The organism is Coriobacteriaceae bacterium, assembly GCA_025757745.1.
Taxonomy (GTDB): Bacteria; Actinomycetota; Coriobacteriia; order Coriobacteriales; family Coriobacteriaceae; genus Collinsella.
On sequence record CP107217.1, the window covers coordinates 861,340 to 887,092 of the forward strand.

The 25,753-nt window shown below is 58.1% G+C and carries 23 protein-coding genes; 14 read left to right on the top strand and 9 right to left on the bottom strand.

Features of this window, described 5'->3' with window-relative positions:
• Window positions 1-43: 43 nt before the first annotated feature.
• Window positions 44-463 (bottom strand): flavodoxin, encoded by a 420-nt coding sequence (locus OGM60_03605; protein ID UYI99886.1) that lies wholly within the window; start codon window positions 461-463, stop codon window positions 44-46.
• Between the two features lie 46 nt (window positions 464-509).
• Window positions 510-1,214 carry a DUF3793 family protein gene (locus tag OGM60_03610; GenBank protein UYI99887.1) on the bottom strand — a complete coding sequence of 235 codons (705 nt, stop codon included), beginning with the start codon at window positions 1,212-1,214 and terminating at the stop codon, window positions 510-512.
• Window positions 1,215-1,387: 173 nt separating this feature from the next.
• On the opposite strand from OGM60_03610, the gene OGM60_03615 reads away from it, so the two are divergent.
• Together OGM60_03615 and OGM60_03620 are read left to right on the top strand one after the other, a co-directional pair.
• Complete coding sequence (locus OGM60_03615; GenBank protein UYI99888.1) at window positions 1,388-1,771, top strand: heavy-metal-associated domain-containing protein; 384 nt, start codon at window positions 1,388-1,390, stop codon at window positions 1,769-1,771.
• Window positions 1,772-2,044: 273 nt separating this feature from the next.
• Window positions 2,045-4,582 carry a hypothetical protein gene (locus OGM60_03620; GenBank protein UYI99889.1) on the top strand — a complete coding sequence of 846 codons (2,538 nt, stop codon included), beginning with the start codon at window positions 2,045-2,047 and terminating at the stop codon, window positions 4,580-4,582.
• Here the strand turns inward: OGM60_03620 and OGM60_03625 are convergent.
• Entirely contained in the window at window positions 4,579-5,004 is a 426-nt protein-coding gene (locus tag OGM60_03625) for a hypothetical protein (GenBank protein UYI99890.1), read from the bottom strand. The two genes, OGM60_03620 and OGM60_03625, sit on opposite strands and share 4 nt — an antisense overlap.
• The gene (locus tag OGM60_03630; protein ID UYI99891.1) at window positions 4,997-6,568 is read right to left on the bottom strand and encodes a DNA repair protein; all 1,572 of its coding nucleotides are present in this window, start codon (window positions 6,566-6,568) and stop codon (window positions 4,997-4,999) included. Before OGM60_03630 ends, OGM60_03625 begins: the two co-directional genes overlap by 8 nt.
• 146 nt (window positions 6,569-6,714) lie before the next feature.
• Between OGM60_03630 and pgi the strand changes: the two genes are divergently transcribed.
• Window positions 6,715-8,409, top strand: a complete 1,695-nt coding sequence (gene pgi, locus OGM60_03635) for a glucose-6-phosphate isomerase (GenBank protein UYI99892.1) — start codon at window positions 6,715-6,717, stop codon at window positions 8,407-8,409.
• A 141-nt stretch (window positions 8,410-8,550) separates the two neighbouring features.
• On the opposite strand, the gene OGM60_03640 is transcribed toward pgi, so the two are convergent.
• The 3 genes from OGM60_03640 to OGM60_03650 form a co-directional block, all read right to left on the bottom strand.
• The gene (locus tag OGM60_03640) at window positions 8,551-9,855 is read right to left on the bottom strand and encodes a type IV secretory system conjugative DNA transfer family protein (protein ID UYI99893.1); all 1,305 of its coding nucleotides are present in this window, start codon (window positions 9,853-9,855) and stop codon (window positions 8,551-8,553) included.
• Window positions 9,848-10,465 carry an ATP-dependent Clp protease proteolytic subunit gene (locus OGM60_03645; GenBank protein ID UYI99894.1) on the bottom strand — a complete coding sequence of 206 codons (618 nt, stop codon included), beginning with the start codon at window positions 10,463-10,465 and terminating at the stop codon, window positions 9,848-9,850. The genes OGM60_03640 and OGM60_03645 overlap by 8 nt, the downstream gene beginning before the upstream one ends.
• Before the next feature lie 63 nt (window positions 10,466-10,528).
• Window positions 10,529-11,419 carry a hypothetical protein gene (locus OGM60_03650; protein ID UYI99895.1) on the bottom strand — a complete coding sequence of 297 codons (891 nt, stop codon included), beginning with the start codon at window positions 11,417-11,419 and terminating at the stop codon, window positions 10,529-10,531.
• A gap of 489 nt (window positions 11,420-11,908) precedes the next feature.
• On the opposite strand from OGM60_03650, the gene OGM60_03655 reads away from it, so the two are divergent.
• From OGM60_03655 to OGM60_03690, 8 genes are all read left to right on the top strand, one after another.
• Entirely contained in the window at window positions 11,909-12,751 is an 843-nt protein-coding gene (locus OGM60_03655) for a Cof-type HAD-IIB family hydrolase (protein UYI99896.1), read from the top strand.
• 16 nt (window positions 12,752-12,767) lie between these two features.
• The gene (locus OGM60_03660; protein ID UYI99897.1) at window positions 12,768-13,475 is read left to right on the top strand and encodes an HAD family phosphatase; all 708 of its coding nucleotides are present in this window, start codon (window positions 12,768-12,770) and stop codon (window positions 13,473-13,475) included.
• A 150-nt stretch (window positions 13,476-13,625) separates the two neighbouring features.
• Window positions 13,626-14,369: a GntR family transcriptional regulator gene (locus OGM60_03665; GenBank protein UYI99898.1), complete on the top strand. Its 744-nt coding sequence runs from the start codon at window positions 13,626-13,628 to the stop codon at window positions 14,367-14,369.
• A gap of 218 nt (window positions 14,370-14,587) precedes the next feature.
• A complete protein-coding gene (locus OGM60_03670; protein ID UYI99899.1) occupies window positions 14,588-16,051 on the top strand; it encodes a YfcC family protein in 1,464 nt (487 codons plus the stop codon).
• Between the two features lie 9 nt (window positions 16,052-16,060).
• The gene (locus OGM60_03675) at window positions 16,061-17,644 is read left to right on the top strand and encodes an amidohydrolase family protein (GenBank protein UYI99900.1); all 1,584 of its coding nucleotides are present in this window, start codon (window positions 16,061-16,063) and stop codon (window positions 17,642-17,644) included.
• 1 nt (window position 17,645) lies between these two features.
• On the top strand, window positions 17,646-18,497 hold the full coding sequence (locus OGM60_03680; protein ID UYI99901.1) for a sugar phosphate isomerase/epimerase: 852 nt from the start codon (window positions 17,646-17,648) through the stop codon (window positions 18,495-18,497).
• Window positions 18,498-18,559: 62 nt separating this feature from the next.
• Window positions 18,560-19,528, top strand: coding sequence for an SIS domain-containing protein (locus tag OGM60_03685; GenBank protein UYI99902.1), 969 nt, complete (start codon window positions 18,560-18,562; stop codon window positions 19,526-19,528).
• Between the two features lie 14 nt (window positions 19,529-19,542).
• Window positions 19,543-20,406: a PfkB family carbohydrate kinase gene (locus tag OGM60_03690; protein UYI99903.1), complete on the top strand. Its 864-nt coding sequence runs from the start codon at window positions 19,543-19,545 to the stop codon at window positions 20,404-20,406.
• Between the two features lie 279 nt (window positions 20,407-20,685).
• Here OGM60_03690 and OGM60_03695 read toward each other — a convergent pair whose 3' ends face one another.
• The gene (locus OGM60_03695) at window positions 20,686-21,468 is read right to left on the bottom strand and encodes a TatD family hydrolase (protein UYI99904.1); all 783 of its coding nucleotides are present in this window, start codon (window positions 21,466-21,468) and stop codon (window positions 20,686-20,688) included.
• Between the two features lie 14 nt (window positions 21,469-21,482).
• Window positions 21,483-22,280: a tRNA threonylcarbamoyladenosine dehydratase gene (locus tag OGM60_03700; GenBank protein UYI99905.1), complete on the bottom strand. Its 798-nt coding sequence runs from the start codon at window positions 22,278-22,280 to the stop codon at window positions 21,483-21,485.
• A gap of 460 nt (window positions 22,281-22,740) precedes the next feature.
• Here OGM60_03700 and OGM60_03705 point away from each other — a divergent pair, with 460 nt between their 5' ends.
• The 3 genes from OGM60_03705 to ettA all read left to right on the top strand — a co-directional run bounded on the left by OGM60_03705 (window position 22,741) and on the right by ettA (window position 25,580).
• Entirely contained in the window at window positions 22,741-23,019 is a 279-nt protein-coding gene (locus OGM60_03705; GenBank protein UYI99906.1) for an autorepressor SdpR family transcription factor, read from the top strand.
• Window positions 23,012-23,716, top strand: a complete 705-nt coding sequence (locus OGM60_03710) for an SdpI family protein (GenBank protein ID UYI99907.1) — start codon at window positions 23,012-23,014, stop codon at window positions 23,714-23,716. The genes OGM60_03705 and OGM60_03710 overlap by 8 nt, the downstream gene beginning before the upstream one ends.
• Before the next feature lie 184 nt (window positions 23,717-23,900).
• Window positions 23,901-25,580 carry an energy-dependent translational throttle protein EttA gene (ettA, locus tag OGM60_03715; GenBank protein ID UYI99908.1) on the top strand — a complete coding sequence of 560 codons (1,680 nt, stop codon included), beginning with the start codon at window positions 23,901-23,903 and terminating at the stop codon, window positions 25,578-25,580.
• The last annotated feature ends 173 nt before the right edge of the window (window positions 25,581-25,753 follow it).

The window sequence follows — 25,753 nt, forward strand, 5'->3', positions numbered from 1 at the left end:
TGTGTTTTGGCGCAGAGCGCGTTACGGGCGGAGCTCATTGCCGCTAGGCGAGCTCGGCTCCAAGTGCGCGACAAGCCGCCTCGCCCTCATCGTCGGGGGCGTCGTAGCAAATGACGGAATCGACGACGTTGACACCTGCCTCGTCGGCATCCGCCTTCCAGTTGTCCATCCATTCGCCCTCGGCCCACGAGTAGGAGCCAAAAAGGACGACCTTCTTGTCGCCGAGGGCTTCCTTGACCTCATCCCACATGGGCTGGAACTCATCGTATTCAAGCTCCTCGGAGCCCATGGCGGGGCAGCCGAAGGCGAAGGCATCATAGTTTGTGGCCTTGCCGGCAGAGAAGTCGGCGCAGGGGATGACTTCGGCCTCGGCGCCCGCGGACGTGGTGCCTTCGGCGACAAAGTTTGCCATGGCCTCGGTGTTGCCCGTGCCGCTCCAATAGACGACGGCGATCTTGCTCATGTTGAGTCCTTTCGGTTGTGCGGCGTGCGGCCGCGGTTTGTACGTTCTATCGGGTCGCCTGGGCAAGTTGCGCCAAGCTGCAGCCCTGCTGATAGATATACGTGAGGTATTGCGTGCAGGCGCGATAGGAGTCGAAGGTCGTGAGCGCCTGCTCGACATTCGTGTAGACCTTCCAGGCGCCAAAGACCTTGTAGTTTTCGCCATGCTGGACGATAAACTGATGCACGTCTTCGTAGGGATAGCCCAAAAAGTAGCCAATTTCGTGGGGGAACTCGCAGGTGCAGCCGTTGTCGCAGTGTGCTTGATGGTCCAATGCGCATCGGGTTTGGCCGCATGCGCATTCCGCGGCGTTATTGCTTGCGAGCGTGATGCGCGATGCCAGATGCACAAGACATGCCGAGAGGTTGCCGGTGTCGTAGCCCTCCTTAGTGAGTGCCGTTTTGGCGCGCGGGTCAGCAAGATAAGTGGCGAGGCTATTGGGCCGACATGCGTATACGAGCGCCCCGCAGGGGCGCCAGACCAAAACGCTCAGATGGATGCCGAACGGATTAAGCTCGTGATTGCACTGAGCGATAACGTTGAGCAGATGTGCTCGGCGATCCTCGATCGCCGCAGTTGCACTCGAGCCGTTTTGATCGGCATAGACTCCTGGATAGGTAAAGAGCGATGCCGGCTTGATGCCCGCAAGCATGGGAGAGCAGTTGCGAACAACCGCCGCCTGAAACGTTGGAATGTCTATAGTTCGAGTCATGACGCCACTGCTGTCCTTTCCTGTTAGCCTAGGAAAACTTATACACGAAAGTAAGCCTTGGTCAACTAAAAAGTTTGAAGAGGGAAACTAATTGACTGAACTGACATGAGTTTGGAGTAAGATGGGGCACCCCACGGGGTATCTCTGAAATGGACCGTAAGGAAGGGGAGCGTATGAGTGACTTGCTCAACCCTGCGAATCTCATCGTGCTGGCCGTCATTGCCGTCGGCATGTTTTTTGGGCTGCGTCGCATTGCCGCATCGACACACGGGAAGAGTTGTTGCAGCGATGGTACGAGCGGCAAGAAGGCCAAAAAGGTTGTTGTGGTGGATACCGATGCGTCGCACTATCCCTATAGCGATGAGCTGCTCATCGGCGGCATGAGCTGTGACGGCTGCGCTCAGAACGTAGCCAATGCCCTCAATGCGCTGGACGGCGTGTGGGCAACGGTAACGTACGCGGACCACACAGCACGCGTACGCTCGAAGCGCCCGGTTGATCGCGACACACTCGAGTCGGCGGTGAGGGGCGCGGGCTATTACGTTATGAAAATGTAGGCGTTGCCCTCTCCGGTGGATACCGGCCTCCTGCCCATTGTGACTATCGGCATCCAAAAATTTGCGCAAAAAATAACCTTTAGATGCGGCAAAAGTGGAGTTTGGTGACGGTTCGCGCGGAATTCGCTACCAATCGAGCATCTATTAACCCGTCCAAAAAATTACAGGTGTATATTTATACGATGATTATCGCTGTGCTCAGATTGCAATTAGCCGTGGACAGAAATGAAGAATGCTAAAACTGGGCTTAAGGACAGGGGAGGCTATAGCCTTATGAGACGAGTGGGAACACTTGGCTTGGTGGCAGCGCTTGCCGCTATCTTGGTATCGCCGCTGCCGGCGCATGCCGAAGATGCTTCGGGTGCCGTTACCTACAATGCGGGAAATGGGTATTCCTTTGAGAAGCTCTCGCATCCTACGGTAGTAACGTCGCAGCCGGATGGTATCGTCGACTACCAGGGTAACGGTGCCGTTGCCGTTCCGGGCGCCGACGGTAACACAGCCAACAACGAAGGCGATCGCGGCCAGAGCTACACTTGGGCGGCTGCGAGCTATGGTGATTGGCTTTATGTGGGCACCTGCTATGCGGCGATGGGCAACACGCTGACGCTCATGAACGGTACGCTGGGCGATTCCTTTGATGCCGAGACCATGCGCCTGACGCTGGGGGCCATGTTTAACGGCACCTTCTTCTATGGACAGCAGAAGGAGGACGGCACGGCCGACAAGGACAGCGGCGGCATCTTGGTCAAGATCAATACCAAGACCGGTGAGACCAAGTTGCTGCTCTCTGAATCGCTCAACGGCGTCGGTCCTTTGTTCCGCAATGCCGTGAGCTATAAGGGTAAGCTTTATTTCTGCGGCAGCGTCAGGACCAATGGCGGCAAAAGCGGCCTGCCTGCTGTATATGAGATCGATCCTAAGACGGATGATTGGAAAGTTGTCTATCAGGGCCTTTCGAGCGCGGACGATTACCGCGATGCCTACAAGCAGGGCATTTCTACCGGTATCCGCGGCATGTGCGTCCATGATGGACAGCTCGTCATCAGCAATGTGGGTAAAGCGGGCAATGAGTTTGTGGCGACAATCCTGACGTCATCTGACCCCTCGAAGGGCCAGGCTAGCTTCACCGAGATTGCTAACTCGAAGACGCTGTTTGGCTATCCGGCGATTCACTATCAGGACAGCATCTACGGCGGCGCCATTTGGGATATGGTCTCGTACAATGGCCATCTCTATGCCACCATCTGCACCGGTACGCCCGAGAACGCTCCCGATGATAATTCCATGCGGTCGTTTGCCATGGTTCGTGGCGACAAGAACGCCGACGGCAGCTATGAGTGGACTTCCATTGTTGGCGATAAGGATGCGACCGATCCAAAGTGCCGTGCAAAGTACTGCTTTGGCATCGATCCTGCCCGCACCCGTTCTGGCGCTGCCAACCTCATCGTCTACAACGACTACCTCTATATCGGTGAATACAACGACGAGGAGATTGCTCTCGAGCGCATCCTGTTCAACAAATCCAACACCGAAGAGGGCGGCAAGAGCGGCATGGGCGGCGTTGACTGCTCGTTTGTGAATGCCAATCTTGAGCAGTCGGTTAACATCTATCGCATGGACAAGAACGAGAACATGGAGCTCGTCGTTGGCGATCCCACCGTCATGTTCCCCGAGGGCGGTATTTCCGGCCTGGCTTCGGGCTTTGGCCGAAACGAGAACCAGTACATTTGGCGCATGCAGAAGTTCGACGGCAAGCTGTATATCGGCACCTTTGATACCGCGAGCCTGCTTGAGCCGATCGGCCAGTTCTCCAATGGCGACATTATCGATATGACGCCCGAGGAGTGGGACTCTCAGGTTCAGCGCCTTAGGGACCTGCTCGATCACCTGCTCGACAAGAAATCGCCTGACGACCCCATCGTTCCCGTGAACACGCCTGCGGACGATGATTCAAACGAGGCCGTCGAGGTCGATGACGAGAAGGCTGAGGCCGTCGAGGCCGATGACGAGAAGACCGAGGTCGCTAAGGGCTTTGGCGACCTGAGCGATGCGCTGGAGGATGCCGCGGGCGATCTTTGCGATCAGGCCGCGACGATGTCCCAGGACGTTGAGGACGACGCCGCTTACGTCCAGAAGATCGATGGCGAGATCGCGTACTTCAAGTCCTTTGCCGACCAGTATCAGGACATGCTCGATAGCTATGAGAGCCTGAAGCAGCAGTACGAGGATGCCTATGGCACCGAGCTGCCGGGCGATATTCAGGATGCGCTCGATAAGCTGCTGAGCGAGGAGAACCTCAAGAAGCTGCAGAGCGTGCTTACGTGCATGTACTACCTGCGCGATGCCGAGCGCGGCTTTGATATGTATGTGACCGAGGACGGCGTGAACTTTACGACGCTGACGACCAATGGCTTTAACGATCCGTATAACCATGGTCTGCGCACCTTTGCGGTGACCAACCAGGGTCTGTGCCTTGGTACCGCCAACCCGTTCTATGGCTGCCAGGTTTGGATCCAGCGCAAGGAGAATTCGGAGAATCCGATTGATCCCGGTACTCCGGATCCGACGAAACCCACCAATCCTTCGCAGCCGGGTGGCGGCGATCAGCCTGGTGGCAGCCAGACGGGCGGCAACGACCAGTCGAGCAGCACCACGACCACCGTCACGACGGCCACTAAGAAGACTCCGAAGGACGGCTCGCTGCCTCACGCTGGCGACTCGACCCTCACGCTGGTCTTGGGATTGCTGGTTGCAGCTGCCGCGGTGCTTGGCATTGCCCTCGTCTTGCGCAAGCGTTCTTGTCGCTAGGCGCGTCCGCGCAGCTCGATGTTTTTGATATCGTCGAAGTCGATGGCGATATCCCTGAGTTTGAGCAGCTTGAATGCGGGTAACACTTCGTCGAGAATGCCCGTGCGGCTACGATAGCCGTACATATCGTAATAGGTGACGCGCACCAGGTCGCCGCGTTTGAGGCCCTCGAGCTTTTTCGAAAGCTCGAGGGCTTTTTCTTCCGTGAGTTCGCATTTGGGCTCAACAGTGATCTCTTGTTTGCGCACGAGCTCGTAGTATCCCGTGAGGGCGGCAAAGGGCATAAACTGTGCGGCACGGCCGGCGCGGACGGCGCCGTTGGCGGTGAGCTTGGGGTCGGCGGATCGACGTCTTCCCTCGGGGTCCGCTAGACGTTCAAAAGGCGTCGGTGGCCGCATCGGCTGTTGTTGGGACTTAGGCACGATGTCCTCCTACCTGATCGTTGCGTTCGCGTGCGGTGGCGCCGGCGGTGAAGCTTAATCCCTTGACGAGCGCGTTCTTGCCGTACTTGCCCTTCACGGCCAGGACGGCGCGCGCCAGGTCGCGCTCGCGCTCATCGGCCTTAACATCGCTGAACAGGTCGATAGTGGCAAATTCCTCGGGCACCAGATTGCCAAATCCCAGGTTGATGCGCTTGACCGGTCGTTTGGGATCGACAGTCTGCGCCCAGAGCTCATCGAAATAGCCCATGATCTTCTTAAACGAATTGGTGCGCTCGGGCAGCTTGCGCGAGGCGTTGGAGTGCGCAAAGAGCGCGGCATAGCCACCACGCGGCTTGCCGCCGTGTTCGCCCACAAAGATGCCGTCAATCGCCTGTGCCTCTCGCACCAAACGTCGGCGTTCGTCATCGCGCTGGACGGGCTTGGGCGCGCGGGGTGCGAGCTTGGGGCCGGCGGTTGCGGCGGGTTCGATGCTCGACGTGCTCGAACGCAAATGCCCGCATCCGTCTACATATTGCGCTGTGCCGCTGGCGTCGAGGCGGCGTATGTCGGCGCGCTCGCTCGCGTAGCCTACAAAGAGCGAGATGCTGTTGCACACCACGTGCTTATCGACTAAGTCCAGCACAGCGTTGTCGACCATCTCGCGCAACACGGTGTAGGCTTGCTCATAGGCATAACCCTTCGATAGCACTTGCCCCGTGGTTGTTGAGGTTGCCTGCGGGCGATAGGCCTGAATATCGGCGATAGTTGTCGGCTCGCGCCCAAAGGCGTGGTCGATAAGATACTCGGCATTGACGCCGAGCTCGTCGTAGAGCAGGTTTTCGTCGAGCGCCGCGACGCCCATCAGATCGTAGACGCCGTATTTTTCGAGTCGTGCTGCCACGCCGGGCCCAATGCCCCAGATGTCGGTGATGGGGCGATGGGGCCAGATCTCCTTGCGAAAGGTCTCGTCGTCGAGTTTGCCGATGCGGCTGGGTACGTGCTTGGCGGTAATGTCGAGTGCCACCTTGGCCTGGAATAGGTTGGGGCCGATGCCAACCGTTGCCGTGATGCCGGTGCGCGCCAGGACCTCGTCGCGCAACATGCAGGCGAAGCCTTCAGCGTCGGTGTGATAGAGGTCCAGATAGGGTGTCACGTCGATAAAGCATTCGTCGATGGAGTAGACGTGCACGTCTTGCGGACTCACGTATTCCAGATAGATACCGTAAATTTGCGCCGACACCTCCATGTAGTGCTGCATGCGCGGTATGGCCTTGATGTAGTCGATGCCGTCGGGAATTTCGAACAGACGGCAGCGATTGTGTATCCCCAGGTCCTTCATGGCCTGTGTGATGGCGAGACAGATGGTCGTGCGCCCGCGCGATTCGTCGGCAACGACCAGGTTGGTGGTGAGCGGGTTGAGCCCGCGGTCAACGCACTCGACGCTAGCGTAGAACGTCTTAAGGTCGATGCAGACATAGGTGTGACGCTCGTGCCCCACGCGTCCTCCCATCAAACACATGTTCTTATCGAATACATGTTCGATAATACCCGCTTGTGCGGACATCGTCAAAACCTGTCCCTTTTTGGTCGGTCGCCGTTTGAGGGCGGATTGGCAACGCTCGCTGATTGTAGTCTTGACCTGCGCTAGAATAGTGGCATCTGAATGTCCGGGCGCATGGAGACGTGCGCCCGTATGCTGAGGAGGACTTTATGGCAACTGTTGCCGCACCTATCGATGCTACGTCGACTGCCGCTTGGAAGGCGCTCGAGGCTCATCAGGAGAAGCTCGAGGCCGAAGGTATCGACCTCAAGGCCTGGTTCGCCGCCGATGCCGAGCGCGTGAACAAGCTGAGCTTTGACGCTGGTGACCTGCACCTCGATCTGTCCAAGAACCTTGTGACCGATGAGACCGTCAAGCTGCTGTGCGATCTTGCCCGCGAGGTGAAGCTCGAGGAGCGCCGCGACGCCATGTTCTCCGGCGAGCACATCAACACCACCGAGGACCGCGCCGTCCTGCACACCGCGCTGCGCCGCCCGGCAAGCGAGAAGGGCCAGCTCATCGTTGACGGCCAGGATGTCGTCGCCGACGTGCACGAGGTCCTCGACCGCATGTATGCCTTCGCCGAGCGCGTGCGCTCCGGTGAGTGGAAGGGTGTTACCGGCAAAAAGATCGAGCACCTGGTGTCCATCGGCATCGGTGGCTCCGACCTGGGCCCGGTCATGGCCTACGAGGCCCTGCGTCCCTACGCCGACGCCGGTATCGACTGCCGCTATATCTCCAACATCGATCCCAACGACCAGGCCGAGAAGCTCAAGGGTCTGGATCCCGAGACCACGCTCGTGATCATCGTCTCCAAGACCTTCACCACGCTCGAGACCCTCACCAACGCCCGCGAGGTCAAGACCTGGATGCTCGAGCAGCTCAAGGCTCAGGGCGCCATCGATGGCTCCGATGAGCAGAACGCCGAGGCCGTGGCAAAGCACTTCGTCGCCGTTTCCACCGCACTCGAGAAGGTCGAGGCCTTCGGCATCGACCCCGCTAACGCTTTTGGTTTCTGGAATTGGGTCGGCGGCCGCTACTCCGTCGACTCCGCCGTGGGCCTGTCGCTGATTGTCGTGCTCGGCCCCGAGCGCTTCCAGCAGTTCCTTGAGGGCTTCCATGCCATCGACGAGTACTTCTGCAACACGCCGCTCGAGAACAACGCCGTCGCGCTGATGGGCCTGCTCAACGTCTGGTACGTCAACTTCTTCGGTTCCAAGAGCCATGCCGTGCTTCCGTATTGCCAGTACCTGCACCGTTTCCCGGCCTACCTGCAGCAGCTCACCATGGAGTCCAACGGCAAGCATGTCCGCTGGGACGGCAGCGCCGTGACCTCCGACACCGGTGAGATCTTCTGGGGCGAGCCCGGCACCAACGGCCAGCATGCCTTCTACCAGCTGCTGCACCAGGGCACTGTGGTGGTCCCGGCCGATTTCATCGCCTTCGCCAATACCGCCAACCCTGCGACCGATAGCGGCCAGGACGTGCACGAGCTGTTCCTGGGCAACTTCCTGGCCCAGACCAAGGCGCTCGCCTTTGGCAAGACGGCCGACGAGGTTCGTGCCGAGGGCACGCTCGAGCAGATCGTCCCGGCCCGTTGCTTTGAGGGCAACCGCCCGACGACCTCGATCTTCGGCGACACGCTGACCCCGTTTGCGCTCGGCGAGCTCATCGCCCTGTACGAGCACATCACGTTTGTCGAGGGCACGGTCTGGGGCATCGACTCCTACGACCAGTGGGGCGTCGAGCTGGGCAAGCAGCTTGCCAAGCAGATTACCCCGGCCTTCCACGACGACGCCGCCAAGGCCGAGCAGGACGCTTCGACCCAGGCGCTCATCGAGTTCTACCGCGCGCATCGCAAGTAGTCGCTGCTGTTAACGCATCGCGCCTTATAGCCAGGGGCCCGTATCCTATCGGATGCGGGCCCCTTTGCTTTGCCGTGGTCCCGGGGCGCACGGCCTTTGTGGAACATTGCCGGGGCGCCGCGCGCTGCGAGAACCCTGCGCCTAGATCTCGGCCTCCGCATGGCCTCGCTGCGCCTCGGGCAGCTCCCCGTAGAGCGGATGGTCTTCGAGCCTAAAGCGCTCGACCTGTTCGGGAGTGCGACCGCGTACAAAGAGCCACGAGCGATCGATTGGCGTCGCCATGAGCGTGCTGGGCAGCGCGTCGGCGCGGTCGGAAAACACCCGGGCACTCTCGGGATCCTGGAACGCCAGCACCAGATGCGTGTCGCAGTTGCCCATGATGGAGCGTGCGCGTGCCTCGCCATAGAGCGCATCGAGCTGGTTGGTCGACTGCAGCAGCAGCGTTGCCCAGATGTTGCGGCTTCGGATAATCGAGAGCACGTTGTCGATCTGGGGGATCTGCAGATTTGCGAAGTCATCGAGCATAAAGCGCACGGGCACGGGCAGGCTGCCGTCGGGCTGCCTATCGGCCTCGCGAATGAGGCCCATAAACGCCTGCGAAATAAAGAGGCCGGTCAGCGGATCGAGATTGCGGTCAATATCGCTCACGGTTACAAACAGGGCGCAGGGGGTGTGTCCCATGGAAGCGAAGTCCACCTGATGGCACTCACGATAGAGCTGTGCCGCACCGTCGAACCCCAGACACATGACCTTTTCGGCAAGGATGCCGACGATGCTCGCGTGCATGCGCTCGGCATTTTGCGTAATGGCGTAGCGCCGCCATAGCGAGAGGGCATAGCTTTGGGGGTCGGTCGTGATCAGATCGTCAAACAATCGACCCGTGGCACCGTCCTGCAGGTGCTCGATCAGCTTGATGACCGAGCTGATCGTCTGCTCGTCGGCGGGTAGCTGTTCGGTGACGTAGGCGATAAGACACGACAGCAGGTTTGCCGCCGCATGATCCCAAAAAGGCTGGTTGTTGTCCTCGATGGGGCAGATGGCCTTTGCCACCGAGAGGATGTCCTGCTGGTTGGGCCTGCCGTCCGCCTTGCGGCGAATGTGCCTCAGGGGGTTGTAGCCGCAGCGCTCGATGCCGGGCGCAAGGGCCGGGACGGTGTTGAGGTCGGCGAAGTTGAGACATTGCACGCGGTAGCCGTGGGCTGCCAGCACGGGTCCCACTTCGCGACAGAGCGTGCCTTTGGTGTCGAGCACGATGTAGCTTGCGTTCATTTGCAGCAGGTTGGGCTTGAGGACGTTTCGGGTCTTGCCGGCTCCCGAGGGGCCGATCACAAGTGCGTTGTTGTTGAGTCCCGTTTGGCGGGTGTTGCAGGAAAGCGTTCGATCCTTGGCAAGGATGGTGGACGATGCGGACTCAGATGCGGCGAGGCGGCTGGCGAGGTTAGACATGGGCGACCTCCTTGGTGGCCGAGAGGATTTCGTTGGCAAAGCCGAGCTCGACGGCGCGCTCGGCCGAAAGGTAGGTGTCTTTTGCAGTGAGGGACTGGATGCGCTTGGGCGTGAGGCCGCTGCGGTCCGAGAGGATTTGCGTGAGGATCTTGCGGGTCTGCATGAGACGCCGGCTGGTTTCCTGCAGCGCAAGTGCCGAGCCGCCTGCCCCCTGGGGGATCAGCGGGTCGTGAATCATGAGCTCTGCATGGGGCGCCATACGGCGATCGTCGCCGCCCATAAAGATCACGGCGCCCATGGACGCGGCGAATTCCAGGCAGACGGTGCGGATGGGGCACGATGCGAGGCGCATGGCGTCATAGATCGCAAGGCCCGATCGCACGCTTCCGCCGGCGCTGGCGACAAATATGGTGATGGGGCGGCTGGGGTCGGTGGCATCGAGCAGGCGGATCTGCTGGCATAGGTCGTGGGCCATCGGGGTTTCGATGTTTCCCATGACGGAGAGCTCGCGACGGGCGAGCATCTCATCGTAAATGCTGGTGAGCGTGATACCTCGGGCGGATTCACGCATGGTGAGGGGACTGATGATGGGGGAATGATTGGTGTCCATGAGGACTCCTTTCTGTTGGTTGTGTTGTGGAATAGGATTGTTGCCCGCGGAGGGGCTGGCGGGCTACAGGGTTCGTCCGAGCCTGAGATCGAGCTCGGTTGTGGGGCAGGCTGCCTGTTCGTGCGGCTCGCAAGCGCCAAGGGCTCCAAAGCGATGGAGCGTTGCGGCGGGCGTGGTGTAGGCGAGCCGCAGCTGATGCTCGACAGGGGCACATCCGTCATTTTTGTAATGAGCCGCGTAGTACTGCGCGATGCTGGCGTTCATCTCGTTGCCATTGCGATGGCGCTCAAACTGGCGTCTGCAGGTCTCGATGATCTTTGCTACCGACTTGGGTGCCGTCGCGGGAACAAGGGCGAGATAGCCCTCAAATAGCTCGTTGATGCTCAGGAGGCACAGCAGGTCGATCAGCGTCCTTATGGCTGCTCCCTCGGCAGAAAAGTGCGCGGTCATGCGGTTATATCGGTTGCGGTCGACGATGGCCGCATGGGGTCTTGGAGTTTTCTGCCCCGTGATCCCGGGCTTTTGCCGCGCCTGTGTATTGAGCTCGACGTTGCAGCGCTTGAGGCCGTCCAACGGAAGGAACATTGCGGTGCGCAGGGTGTTCCGCTTGCTTTCGAGTTCATGACGCTCGTCGGGTTCCCATTCGAGTTTGAGTTTCGTGTCGAGCGCCGTAAGCATATGGGCTAGGCAGCCTACGGTAAGAACGTACGAATCGTTGTCGCGTTTTGGGGCATAGGGGTCTGTCAGCTTGCGAATGTCGGGGTCGCCCATGATCTTTGTGCAGCGCTTCAGCAGTTGAGGGTGGTCGGCCAAGATCGTCGCGAGCGGTAGCGACGCGTAGTTCTTGATGGTCGCGGCGGCAAAGGCGGCGTCATATTCGTTTGCATACGCTCGCTCAATGCGGGCATCCAGAATGCTTTTCTTATCGCCGTTTTCAGCGTGGTGGTTTGTCATAGCTTCTCCAATCGGTTGATGTTCGTGCTGTTTGTTGATGTGTTGGTTGTCGTGAGTGATGTGCTTGCCGTGGGTGATGTGCTGACGTTGGGGTGCTATGCGGTTTTCAATGAGCCCGTGAGGCAGTTGCTGCAGGGGCGGGATGGAACGGCCCATGCAAGGCGGAAGGCATCGTGCTCAAAATCGAGACAGCAATGCCCTGGGTGCCTCACATGTGGCAGTTACCTCATTAAGTTGTCATTGCGTTTGGGGTTGTACTTTGCCGATCTTCCTTCTCTTACACGCTGAAAACTGAAACTTCATATGCTCGATCTACTTAAAACCGCAACGGCGGTCTTTTATCAACTTATATGTCGGAACGCGTCTTTACAAGTACTTTTTTGCCTTTGTTTCAAATGGGGTGGTTTTGCAACCGTCATACGCGCGCTGTGCGAACGTGCCCGGCTCGGATAAGATAGTGCGCGATAAAAACGATGCAAGGAGGCACATATGGCAATCAAAGCCATCGCAATGGATATCGACGGTACGCTCACCAACGATCAAAAGGTCATTAGCCCGCGTACGCGCGAGAAGCTGCTCGCGGCGCAGGAGTCGGGCATTAAGCTCATCTTGGCTTCGGGTCGTCCCGCATGGGGGCTGCACGCCTTGGCGCAGGAGCTCGACCTTCAAAACCATGACGGTCTGCTGGTTGCCTTCAACGGCGCGCATGTGGTCGATGCCCAGACCGATGAGGTGCTGTTCGACCAGGCGATGCCGGTCGATGAATTGCATCGCCTGATTGATCATCTGCGCAACTTTGATGTGATCCCCATGATTTCGCTCGGGCGTGACCTGCATGTAGAGGACTCGTATCGCTGCATGATTACGCTGCCGGACGGCTCGCAGAAGAACATCGTCAAGTATGAGCGCGATGCGTGCGACCTTAAGATCCGTGAGGTCGAGAGCTTGCATGAGGTCGTGGACGCTTATCCCGTGGACAAGCTGCTGACGGCGGGCGACCCGGCCTACCTACAGGCGCATTACGAGGAAATGTATGCGCCCTTTACCCAGACGCTTTCGGGCATGTTTACGGCCGACTGGTACTTTGAGTACACGGCGCCCTGCATCGATAAGGCTCGTGCGCTCGAGGGTGCCCTGCCCAAGCTCGGTATCGATGCCAGCGAGGTCGTCTCGTTTGGCGACGGCCAGAACGACAAGTCCATGATTGAGTGGGCCGGCACCGGTGTTGCCATGGGTAACGCCGTCGATGAGGTTAAGGCTGTAGCCCAGATGGTGACCGCCGATAACAACGAAGATGGCATTGCGGTGGCGCTGGATAAGCTGCTGGGTTAGAATCGCCGATTAATGCATGGCTCGGGCGCCTGTTCGCGGGCGTCCTTTTGTTAGGGAGGGTGCCGTGTCCGCATTTCCGTTCGACGCCGTTATCTTTGACATGGACGGCGTCATTGTCGATACCGAGTATTACTACTTGGGCGAGACTGCCGCGTTTGCCAAGGAGCTTGGGCTTAATCTGACTCAAGAGGAGTTGAATGGGCAAGTCGGCACCTCGCATCAGTTCTTCCTGCATATGCTGGTCGATTGGTTTGAGCGCGCCGGTAAGGGGCATTTCACTGGCGAGGAAGCGTTGGCCCGTTGGGACGAGTGGGCGCATAAGCGTCCGCGCGACTATCAGGCTTTGATTAACCCAGGCGCCGTGGATACGATTCGAGAGCTGCCGCGCCGTGGCGTTCGCGTGGCGCTTGCCAGCTCGTCTCCCATGGATAGCATCGAGGAAGTACTCAATGCGTGCGGGCTGTCGGATGCCTTTGAGTATGTGGTGAGCGGCGAGCAGTTTAAGGAGAGCAAGCCCGAGCCCGACATCTACCTGCATGCGCTGAACCTGTTGGGGCTGCCCGCGAATCGCTGCTGCTGTGTTGAGGATTCCGTTCCGGGTATTACCGCGGGTAAGCGAGCCGGCCTGACGGTCATTGCCAAGCGCGAGGAGCGCTTTGGCTTTAGCCAGGACGCCGCGGACAAGATTATCGACCAGCTGCCGGAGCTGCTCACGCTTTCTTAGGAGCGCGGTAGTTGCGCGTTTTTCGGGTCTGATGAGTAAATAGCCGACATTTTGGTGCGACACCTAGCATACTTTAAGCTAATGCGGGCTTAAGGACTTGTTGAATGCCCTTAAGCCCGTTTTAGACGTAATTGTGCTGGGAGAGGGTATATGCCACCGACTGAAGGGCTAACTGACGGTAAAGCAGCGATACCGCTGTACCAACAGGTTATCGATATCATTAAAAACGAAATCAACTCCGGTGCCTACAAGGCGGGCGCGCGGATACCCAACGAATTTGAATTGGCTGAGAGCTATAAAGTTGGCCGCGTTACCGTGCGACGCGCTATTGAGGAGCTCGTCCAGCAGGGCTATCTAACGAAGCGACAGGGGAAAGGCACGTTTGTCAATGCCCCCAAGCTCAAGCGCAAGATTCGCCAGAAGGATGATGTCCAGAGTTTTTCGGACGCATGCCGCGTTAATGGAATGGAACCGGGGGCGCGCGTCATTTCGAGAAAGATACTGCCGGCGGATTCCACCGAAGCGCAGTTCTTTGGTGTTCCCGTTGGAACTGATTTGATTTGCGTTGAGCGTGTGCGTACTGCCGATGGAGTCCCCGTCATGCTCGAGAACAACATATACGTTTACGAGGACAACGCCTATCTATCAACAGCACCTCTATCTAACCAATCCATTTTTGAGTTCGTGCGCAACCGGACGGGGCGGACGCCTGCGTTTACCGACCCGTGCACGCTCGAGATCGCGTGCGCATCGCCCGAGGTCGCTCGGTTGCTGGCGGTTCCCGTTGGCGAACCCTTGTTTTATATGGAAGCCTTCTTTTTCGATGAGCAGCGACGGCCGTTTATCATCGGTCGTCAGCGGATCGTTGGGTCTCGCTACGTCTTTGACATCTAGGACATTGCGAATGGAGACGCCCGGTTGATCATCTCACCGGGCGTCTCCATACCGTTCACGGCGCGAACGCAACCGTTCAACCGCGTCGCGGCAATCAGTTTGAAATTATCTTGATGACGGGAAAAACTGCTGGTAATCTATGGAACGTCATAGAACGTTTGCCTTGCGCAGGCGTTGAAGCGAGATGCGATGCAGTCTCGAGTTCTTTGGAGGTATCTATGTCAGATACGAAGGCGAAGAAGACAAACAGACGTTTTAAGTTCAAATTACCGCATGTCTATACGATCATGTTCTTGCTGATCGTTGTCTTTGCGGTCCTGACTTGGATCGTTCCCTCTGGTCAGTATCAGCGCAAGACGATTTCGACAGCGGCGGGCGAGCGTGAAGTCGCCGTTGCTGGAACCTATGAACAGGTTGATAAGAACTACACCGATTCCGAGACCGGCGAGACCATCAATCTGGGCCAGGATATCTTTGCGGTCCTGCAAGCGCCTACTAAGGGCATCCAGGAGGCTGCCGACGTCGTTGCGTTCGTCTTATTGATTGGCGGATCGTTCGCAGTCATCACCAAGACCAACGCTTTGAATGCCGGCATGAGCCGTGTGATTAAAAAGCTCAAGAACAAGGACATCCTCATCATTCCCATCACGATGACGTTGCTGTCCATTTGCGGCACTACGTTTGGTATGTCTGAGGAAGCCCTGCCGTTCTATGCCATCTTCATTCCCATCATGATGGGTATCGGGTATGACTCGATGACGGCGTTTATCATCTGCTTCCTTGGTCCTAACCTGGGATATTGTGCTTCGACCATCGACCCGTTTAATGTTTTGATCGCCCAAGGCATCATTGGTATCGAGGGCAATCCTCAGCTGTGGCTGCGCGCCGTTTCTTGGGTCATCTTCACTGCCGTTGGTATCGCATGGGCCATGCGCTACGCCATGCGTGTCAAGAAAAATCCCGAGTCGTCCATTGTGTACGAGGACGATAAGCTCAAGCGTGTTGAGTTTTCCGTGACCGATGCCTCCATCGAGGAAGAGTTCACTACCCGTCAGAAGCTCGTGCTTATCGATTTTGCCTGCGGCATGGGCATTATCGTCTGGGGTCTTGTTACCCAGGGCTGGTACATGAATGAGATTTCCGCCGTGTTCCTTGGTATGGGCTTGCTTGCCGGTATCCTGGGCGGCCTTGACCAGCAGACGATCGCCGAGGAGTTCGTTAAAGGCATTGCCGACTTTGCGTATGCCGCTATCGTCATCGGCATCGCTCGCGGTATCTTGGTCATCGCAGAGGGTGGCATGATCATCGACACCATCCTCCAGGCGCTCGCTACTGCACTGGCCGGTGCACCTGCCGCCGTCTACACCACGTTTATGTATATCGTCCTTGGCCTGCTCTCTTTGCTGGTTCCCTCGAGCTCTGGACTTGCGGCGCTCACCATGCCCGTCATGGGTCCGCTGACCGAGCTTATGGGCCTCAATCCCGAAGCCGCCGTTACCGCGCTCCAGTTTGCTAATCAGACCATCAACACCATCAGTCCCGTGGCGGGCATGACGGTTGCCGGTCTTGCCGTGGCAAAGATCTCGTTTGGTCAATGGTGGAAGACCATTTGGAAGTTCTTCATTTTCATGGTCGTCTTTGGCCTGATCGTAACGGCAATCTCTGGCATGCTTCCGGCGTAGGTGGTTGTGATGTCTGATCGTTTGACGGTCCTGACGTCTAAGAGCGTCTTTACCGGTACGGGGGACCTGCCGTTTGAAGGTTTCGTAGCGGTCCGTGGCAATCGAATTGAGGCTGTTGGCACCAAGTGTGAGCTAGCTTCGTATTTGACCCAGGCGGACGAGGTAGTTGACCTGGGCGACCGCACCGTCATGCCTGGCCTGATCGATGTGCATACCTTCTATACAGGCTGGGCGCTGCGGACGTTGGGGCCTGATCTGTCCGACATCGCTGATGCCAAAGAGGCCGTGTCGCTCTTGCGTGCATGGAAAGAAGATCGTCCGGATTGCGCGGCGGCTTTTGGCCACAACCTACCCGAAACGTTGGCATCGGATGCCGAGAACGCAAATACAGCAGCTGTGTTTGACGAGTGTTTTGGCGATATCCCCGTCGTCTGCTTTACACCGGGCGCGGATACCTGTGTTCTCAATGCTGCCGCCAGTGCGCGATACGGCTTCACACCCCAGGCGTGCTATGCCGAGAAGATCTGGCGCATGATGAGCGATTTCCTCGCGCTGCCCGAGGTGCGTGCAGGGTATTCGGACTACATGAGCATGCTTAACGAACGCGGCGTTACCGCCATCAAGGAGATGGCGTTTGATGACTACTACGGCTTTGCCGACGAAATGGCTCGCCGTGAGGAATCTGGTGAGCTGACGGTTCGCGTCTCTATGATGTCGCAGCCGGTGGGTGCCGGTGCAAATCTTGCATATGCCCGCGAGGCACGAGAGCGCTTCCGGGGACCGTTCGTTCGTTTTTCTGGCTTCAACCGTATGACCGATCGCGGCGTATGGGCGGGGCTTGCCGAGATGATAGAACCCTATGAGGACTCGGCCGATGCGGGCGCTGCCGGCAAGACGGTCGTCGAGGAGCCAGAGTGGGATCTGATTGAGAACGAGCTGCGTGCAATTGATGCTGACGGATTCCGATATTCCTTGCATTGCCAGGGCGATGGCGCCGTTCGTCGCACCGTGGCGCTCTATGCCTCGCTGCCTCGAGACGAGCATGGACGGATGCTTCGCCGCCATGCGATTACCGATCTCGAGAACTCTGACCCGACCGATCTTGTCGAGTTTGGCAAGTTAGGTGGAATTTGCGAGGTCTATCCGCAGATTCTGACGCTGGACCGACGCGAGGATTGCCTGTCGATGATGCGTCGACAAATTGGCGAGACGCGACTTTTGCACAGCTGGAATCGCCGCGGCATGGAAGATTCCGGATGCACAGTGTGCTGTGGAACGGATTTGCCGCTGCTGATTCCGAGCCTGGGCGAGTCAATCTACAGCGCGTGCGGCGGATTCTTCGCCGACGGACTGCCTGTGAATGAGGTCAACACGCTGACGCTTGTCGAGCTCTTGCGCGCTTGGACTGCCGGGGGCGCGTACGATCTGATGCGCGAAGACGAGCTGGGTACGCTCGAGGTCGGCAAGCTTGCCGATATCTGCGTGCTCGATCGGGATGTGTTTGACCTCGATTATCGCGACGCACGCGATCTTGCGGTTGATATGACGATGTCGGACGGACAAATCGTGTTCGATCGAAATAAGGAGGCATAAGATGTCTGAATCCAAACCGACGCTGCGCCGCGAGCAGATTGCGGGCATGAATATCCACTACATCATGTGGTCGCTCGATTACTTCCTTGATGTGCAGCAGCGTTTGGGCTTTGAGTCCATTGAGCTGTGGTGCGCAGAGCCGCATGTGACGCTCGACCATACGGGCTACTTTGAGGCTGAGGTCCTGGCGAAAAAGGCTGCAGACCGTGGGCTTAGGTATCGTACTCTGTGCCCCGAGAACGTTGTCTATCCTTGGCAGTACTGCGCACGCAAGCCGCTGCATGAACAGCGCAGTCTGGCGTACTTTAAACACGGCATTGAGCTTGCCGAGGTACTTGGGTGCGACCGTATGTCCATCAACTCGGGCTGGGGCGACTGGGACGAGGACCGCGAGGAAGCCTGGAAGCGCAGCCGCGAGCACTTGTCCATTCTGGCGGAGTATGCCGGCGAGCACGGTCTGGTGCTCACGATGGAAAGCCTGCGTCCCGAGGAGAGCAACCTTGTGACGACGGTTTCCGATGCGAAGCGCATGATTGACGAGGTCGCGAGCCCGTACTTACAGCCCATGGTTGATACAACCGCGATGGGCGTTGCAGGCGAGACGCTCGAGGACTGGTTTGCCGCCTTTGGTGATGGGGCAATTCACGAGATGCACTTTATCGACGGTGACCCGTATGGCCATCTGGTGTGGGGCGATGGCAAGCACGATATGGACGCCTTCGTTGCCACACTCAACGCCCATGGTTTCGACGGCATGCTGGGCCAGGAAATCACGGACGGTCGTTACTACGATGACCCGGCGGCGGCTGATGCCAAGAACATGGCCGCATTCGAGAAATATCTGATTGACTAAAACAACTATCGGCCACGCAACCAACGTCATTGATTGCGGCCCAAACAAGAAAGGAACTGGATATGAACGCACACGATCTGATCAAAGAGGCAATTGCCGAGAAGGGCAAGTTCGACAGCGTCTACTGGATTGCTTGTGGTGGCTCCATGATCGATTTGATCCCGGCTCACGAGCTTCTGCAGCGCGAGGCAACCACCTTCACTTCGTATATCTATACGGCTCGCGAGTTCGATATCATGCGTCCGCGTCGTCTGGGCGAGAAGTCCCTGGTCATTGCTTGCAGCCACAGTGGCAACACCCCCGAGGTCGTTGAGGGCTGCGAGATTGCCCTTGCCGCCGGCGCTACGGTGATCGCCCAGACCGACAACGCTGGATCTAAGATCGACTCCGGCAAGTGGACCACGTGGGTCTACCCATGGGGCGAGGGCGTGCCGCAGGCTGAGGTCCCCGCTGGCATTTCGCTGTCGCTTGCGGCCGAGCTGCTCGATCAGCAGGAGGGCTACGCCGATCTTGCCGATATGTATGCCGGTATCGCCGAGATGGATAAGATTCTTCCCCCGGCACGTGAGAAGGTAAATGCCGAGCTGGGCGATCGTTTTGCCAAGCTTTGCCAGGAGCACGAGTTCTTCTATATTCTGGGCAGCGGTCCCAACTTTAGCCAGACCTACGGTTTCGCTATCTGCTCTCTTATGGAGATGCAGTGGCAGCACTGCAGCTACATCCACTCTGCCGAGTACTTCCATGGCCCCTTCGAGGCTACTCAGGATGGCGTTTTTTACTTCCTGCAGATGGGCTCCAGCGAGTGCCGTGCTATGGACGAGCGCGCCCTGGCGTTCCTTAAGACGCATACCGATACGCTGATGGTGCTCGATGCCAAGGAGTACGGTATGGAAGCCGTGCCGGCGAGCGTCCGTGCCTATCTGGACCCGGTGCTGTTCTACGCCATGAACTGCGAGCTGCGTGCTGCACGCGGCAAGGTGTTTGATCACGATCCCGATTTCCGTCGCTATATGGGTGTTGTCGAGTACTAGAAGGGACAAAGGCCATGGCATTTAACGTTAACGCGCTCGGATTTGGCGACAACGTCGTCGATCGCTACGAGCATATCCACACCATGTATCCTGGCGGCAACGCGGTGAACTTCGCCGTTTATGCCAAGAAATGCGGTGCCGCACGTTCCGCATACATGGGCATTTTTGGCAATGACGCCGCTGCCGAGCATGTCATTGCAAGCCTCGAGGATGAGGGTGTCGAGCTTGACAAGTGCGAGCAGATGATTGGCGAGAACGGAGCGGCTCGCGTGACCGTCGTTGACGGTGACCGTGTCTTCCTCGGCTCCAACGAGGGCGGTATCCGTGGCGATGCGCGCTATGTCCTCGATCGCTTTGACCTTGCGTACATGAAGCAGTTCGATGTGGTTCATTCGGGCAACTATTGCTTTACCGAGCGCGAGCTGCCCAAGCTGAAGGCTGCGGGCGTCACGGTCTCTTTTGACTTTTCGGACGACTCCACCGACGAGTACTACGAGCAGATTGCACCCTACGTCGATTTTGCCTTCTTTAGTGCGGCGGATGCCGCGAGTGAGGACGAGATTCGCGAGCGTCTGGCATGGGTGAAGGGCCTGGGTCCGCGTTTTGTGTCGGCTACGGCGGGTGCCGAGGGCTGCATTGCTTACGACGGCGAGCGTTATTACCGCCAGCTGGCTAAACCGGTAACGGACATGAAGGACACCATGGGAGCGGGCGACTCGTTCCTCACTTCGTTTTTGATGTGCTATCTCGATTCCGCCAAGCGTGGAGAGGATGGCGCCGAGGCTATCGAGCGCGCGCTCGACTTTGCTGCCGGGTTTGCCTCGACCGTGTGCGGCATGGAAGGTTCTTGGGGCCACGGAGCACCAATCGTCGAATAGCCGAGCGGTCCCGGGGAGGTGCAGGATCCTCCCCGGGACCTCGTGTGCAAAAAATGCCAAATATGAGTACTGTGACTAATTTAGTCGCAGCAAAATCAACCCCTTCAGACGTGATTTGAGCGTCTGGAGGGGTTTAAGATTTGCGAAAACGCAGGATGAATGACTGTAAAAGCTTTAATTAGCGGACAATCGAGGATTATTCTGGCGGTTGGAAAGTTAAAAGAAATGTATCCATTCCGGTAGCAGTACTCATATTTGGCATTTTTTGCACACCAGGGGTTAGCGAAGGTCAAAAAAAGAGCGCGCATTTGTTAAAACTATCGACTCGATGCGCTTTGCGTCGCAGTTTTTGAGCGAGGTGATGCGTTCTGAGGTCCTTGTGAGCGACCTGATGAGCGACTGCGCGCTTGTTTCTGTGTTTGGCTCGGCCGGCGCATCGGTCTCGAGCAGTAGGCGGTCGAGTGGAATCTGTCGTGCGTATTCGCGACCGCGCTTGGTCGCGAGCATGCGTTCGTTGACGGAAAAATAGCAGCCCGCATTACGCGCGCGGGCGAGTTCGTCCGAAGTGCCGCTAAACCAGTGGAAGATGATAGCGGGGGAGTCGGGGTTTGGGATGAGTAGTCCATGCGATTCGAGGACGTCCAGTACGGCTCCTGCCGAACGAACGGCGTGAATTGATATCACGCGCCCGGTAAGAGGATGCTGCACGAGCGCATCGCAGAGCCGGTTAAGTGCCTGTATTTGTAGCGGCTCACTTCCAGCAAAGCGCGCGGAAAAGTCGAGTCCGACTTCGCCGATGTAGCGTTCTTGGGCAGCAACTTCGCAAAGCAGATTGACTTCGGCAAAACCGCAGTGGCCATCGGCGAGCCACCAGGGGTGAAGCCCAACGCCGGCGATGATGCCCGGGTGGCGACGAGCGCGCTCGTTTGCGGCCGAAAAGTCGCGTGGATCGACGCCGCAATCAAATAGACCCAAGCCCAGCGCCGTTGCCTCATCGGCAACGGCGTCCGGGTGAGCCATTAAATCAAGATGGCAGTGTGCATCAAATAACCGGGGCTCCATCTCGGCGCGCTCCGCTAGTCCAAGCGCTGGCCATCGGCGCGCACGCGCTCGGTGCCGCGGCCACTGATCTGGCGGATAACCTCGCCGGCAATCATCTGGCCCATGATGGGCGGCATAAAGCTGGCGGTTCCGAGCTCGGTGCGCTCGTGGATATTGGAAGGGTCGCGGGGCTGTGTCTTAACCGATTCCTCGCAGCTAAACAGTACATGCAGACTCTTGATTCCGCGCTTCTTGCATTCTTTGCGCATGATGCGGCTCATGGGGTCACGTACCGTATCGAAAATGTCGGCAAAGCGGAGGCACTCGGGATGGAGCTTGTTGGCCCCGCCCATGGAGCTAACCAAACGAATGTCGTGGTCCTGAGCATATTTGGCAATGGTGAGCTTGGCCGAGATGGTGTCGATGGCGTCGACGACGTAGTCGAGCTTGCCGTCCGTCTGCTCCAAAACGCTCGCGAAGAACTCGTCGATATTGTCGCTCAACAGGTATTCGGTGCGCTTGATGACGGTAGCGGCTGGATTGATGTCGTGGATCATGGCTTCCATAACATCGACCTTGCGCTTGCCGATGGTGCTTTGAAAGGCGATGGCCTGGCGATTGATATTGCTGGGCGCGATGATGTCCTTATCCAGAATGACGAAATGACCAATGCCGCCGCGGGCAAGTGCCTCGCAGCAATTGGAGCCCACACCTCCGCAGCCGAGCACCAGCACCGTGGCGGCGGCGAGTTTGTCGAGTGCCTCGCGGCCCATGATGATCTCGAGCTTGGTGTCGCGTGTCTCGTTGGGGGTTGCGGCTGTGGTTTCGGTCATAGACATCCTCCGATGGGGAAGCGAATCGTGTTTTAGCTATCGTCATTATAGGTATTATCGCGATTCCATTTGAGCCCTAGGGGCTTGTTGAAATGAGGCAGTGATTCGCATAAGATGAAGCAGATGGCACCCGTTGCCGCGGGTTGGCCAACTCCCAAACACGTTTGTAGCGTGAGAAGTGGCCGTCTTCGCATTACGCGGGGGCGGCTATTTCATTCGACCTCCAATGTGGATGCCGAGCTCCACAGCCGCGATTACAAGCAATAACAACGTCAGGACATCGTCAATACTCATAGTCCATCTCCTTCTCGGGTAGAGGGAGCTGGCCCATCTGCTTCAACTTCCATTGTAGCTAAATACGAACGAATGTTCTATAGATGTTCCTGTATTAGATAGTTAGACAAACATCTAAATATCGAGTATAGTGTGCGCGTCATGAGAGATGATGAAAGGGGGTCTTATGCCGGGAGAGGGTTTTAAGGCGCTTGCCGATCCAACGCGACGGCGCATTTTGGAGTTGCTGCGCGAGGGCAATTGCACGGCGGGGGAGCTTGCCGAGCATTTCGATATCAGTAAGCCGTCGCTGAGCCATCACTTGGCGACGCTCAAAAACGCCGGGTTGGTAACCGACGAACGTCATGGTCAAAACATCGTATACAGCTTAAACACTACCGTCATGCAGGACTTGATCGGTTGGTTTATGGGCTTTACAAACACGGAAGGTGATAAGGATGAATAACGAAAACAAGGGCATTCACCCCACGGGGGTATCGTCGCGCGTGTGGATTGCGCTGGTCGCTCTGTGCGTCGCCAATGTCGTAGCGCATCTCATGGTGATGCCGAGCTTGCCTGGGCAGATTCCCACGCACTGGGGCGCGAACGGCGCCGTCGACGGTTGGGGTCCTAGCTGGATGGCCTCCGCGCTCGGCGCGCTGCCTCTGGCGCTTCTCGCAATGTTCTGCGTGGTGCCGCGCATCGACCCCAAAGGCGAGGCATATCGAACCTCGGGCAAGTTCTATCAGGGCTTCGTAATCGCCTTCACCTTGTTCATGTGCGCCATAAGCTGGCTGGGAGAGCTTACGGTCTGGGGCGTGGTGCCGGCGGTCGGTTCGGTTAACGTGCTGATTTCCGGTGTTGTCGGTTTGCTGTTCATCGGCGTAGGCAACTACTTGCCGCGTGTGAAGCAGAACTATACGCTCGGTATCAAGACACCTTGGGCGCTTGCCGATCCCGAGAACTGGCGCCGTACGCAGCGTTTTGGCGGCGCCTGCTTTATGGTGCTGGGTATTGGCCTGATTGTGATGGGCGTGGCAGGCAGCGTGCTTTCGAGTGAAGTCGTCGCCGCGGTGATTGCGGTTCTGGCGTTTGGTTCAGCTGGAGCCGTCTACGTCTACTCGTATCTGTTGTGGCGCAAATCGCAGCGAGCCGCTCGTTAAGGTTGCGGAAAACTAGCGTACGCAGTTCATAGTATATTCCGGGGGACTTTTCCCAGGTAGTATTAGGGGGTGTGGGCAACCATGCCCCTTTTTCGTTACGTTTCAGAGCTGGTTTCCTCATTTCGTTTCTACTAAAGCGAATCAAGAATAGGGAAACAGCAGGTAGAAAGGATAGAACAGGCAAATGGCAGAGTTTATCTACCAGATGTATCAGGCTCGCAAGGCCCATGGCGACAAGGTAATCCTTGACGACGTGACCCTGAGCTTCTACCCCGGTGCCAAGATCGGCGTCGTGGGTCCCAACGGCATGGGCAAGTCGACCCTGCTCAAGATCATGGCCGGCATCGAGGAGGTCTCCAACGGCGATGCCAGGCTCACCCCCGGCTACACCGTGGGCATCCTGCAGCAGGAGCCGCCGCTCGACGACGACAAGACCGTTATCGAGAACGTGCGCATGGCGTTTGGCGATATGATCGCCAAGGTCGATCGCTTCAATAAGATCGGCGAGGAGATGTGCGACCCGGATTGCGACATGGACGCCCTCATGGCCGAGATGGGCAAGCTCCAGGACGAGATTGATGCCGCCGACGGCTGGGATATCGATTCCAAGCTCGGCCAGGCCATGGACGCCCTGCAGCTGCCCGATTCCGACATGCCGGTTAACGTGCTCTCTGGCGGCGAGCGCCGCCGCGTGGCCCTGTGCAAGCTGCTGCTCGAGGCTCCCGACCTGCTGTTGCTCGACGAGCCCACGAACCACCTGGACGCCGAGTCGATCCTGTGGCTCGAGCATTTCCTGCACAATTACCAGGGTGCGGTGCTTGCCGTCACACACGATCGCTACTTCTTGGATAACGTTGCCGAGTGGATCTGCGAGGTCGACCGCGGTCACCTTTATCCCTACAAGGGCAATTACTCCACGTATCTGGAGACCAAGGCCGCGCGTATCGAGGCTCAGGGCAACCGTGACGCCAAGCTCGCCAAGCGCATGGAGGCCGAGCTCGAGTGGGTACGCAGCTCGCCCAAGGCTCGCCAGGCAAAGAACAAGGCCCGTCTGGCTCGCTACGAGGAGATGGAGGCCGAGGCCCGCGCAAGCCAGAAGCTCGACTGGACCGACATCCGCATCCCTGTGGGCCCGCGTCTGGGCAACAAGGTGCTCGAGGCCCATCATCTGCACAAGGAGTTCGATGGCCGCGTGCTCATCGATGATCTTTCGTTCACCCTGCCGCGCAACGGCATCGTGGGCGTCATCGGCCCCAATGGCGTCGGTAAGACCACGCTGTTCAAGACGATTGTGGGTCTGGAGCCGCTGACTTCGGGCGAGCTCGAGGTGGGCGAGACCGTCAAGATTTCTTACGTCGACCAGAACCGTTCCGGCATCGACCCCGACAAGAACCTGTGGGAGGTCGTCTCGGACGGCCTGGACCACATGATGGTCGGCGAGACCGAGGTTCCGAGCCGCGCTTATGTGGCGAGCTTTGGCTTTAAGGGCCAGGACCAGCAGAAGCGCGCTGGCGTACTCTCCGGTGGCGAGCGTAACCGTCTGAACTTGGCACTTACGCTCAAGCAGGGCGGCAACCTGCTGCTCCTCGACGAGCCCACGAACGATCTCGACGTCGAGACGCTGTCCTCACTCGAGGCGGCGCTGCTCGAGTTCCCGGGCTGCTCGGTGGTTATTAGCCACGACCGTATGTTCCTGGACCGCGTCGCCACGCACATCCTGGCGTGGGAGGGCACTGACGAGAACCCGGGCAACTGGTATTGGTTCGAGGGCAACTTCGAGGCCTATCAGGCCAACCGCATCGAGCGCCTGGGCGAGGACGCAGCCCAGCCGCACCGCGTGCATCGCAAGCTCACACGCGATTAGCAACAAGAAGAAAGGCCGCCAGCAAGGGCGGCCTTTCTTGTAGCAATTGCATTGCAGCTATGTCAAGGCTGCTGGTTTGATTCATAATCAAAGTCATCTCTTTGGGATTAAAGCCCGTTTTTGCTATGAGTGATTTTCTAATTCCGTTTAAAACGTAAAGACGCATTGGGTTA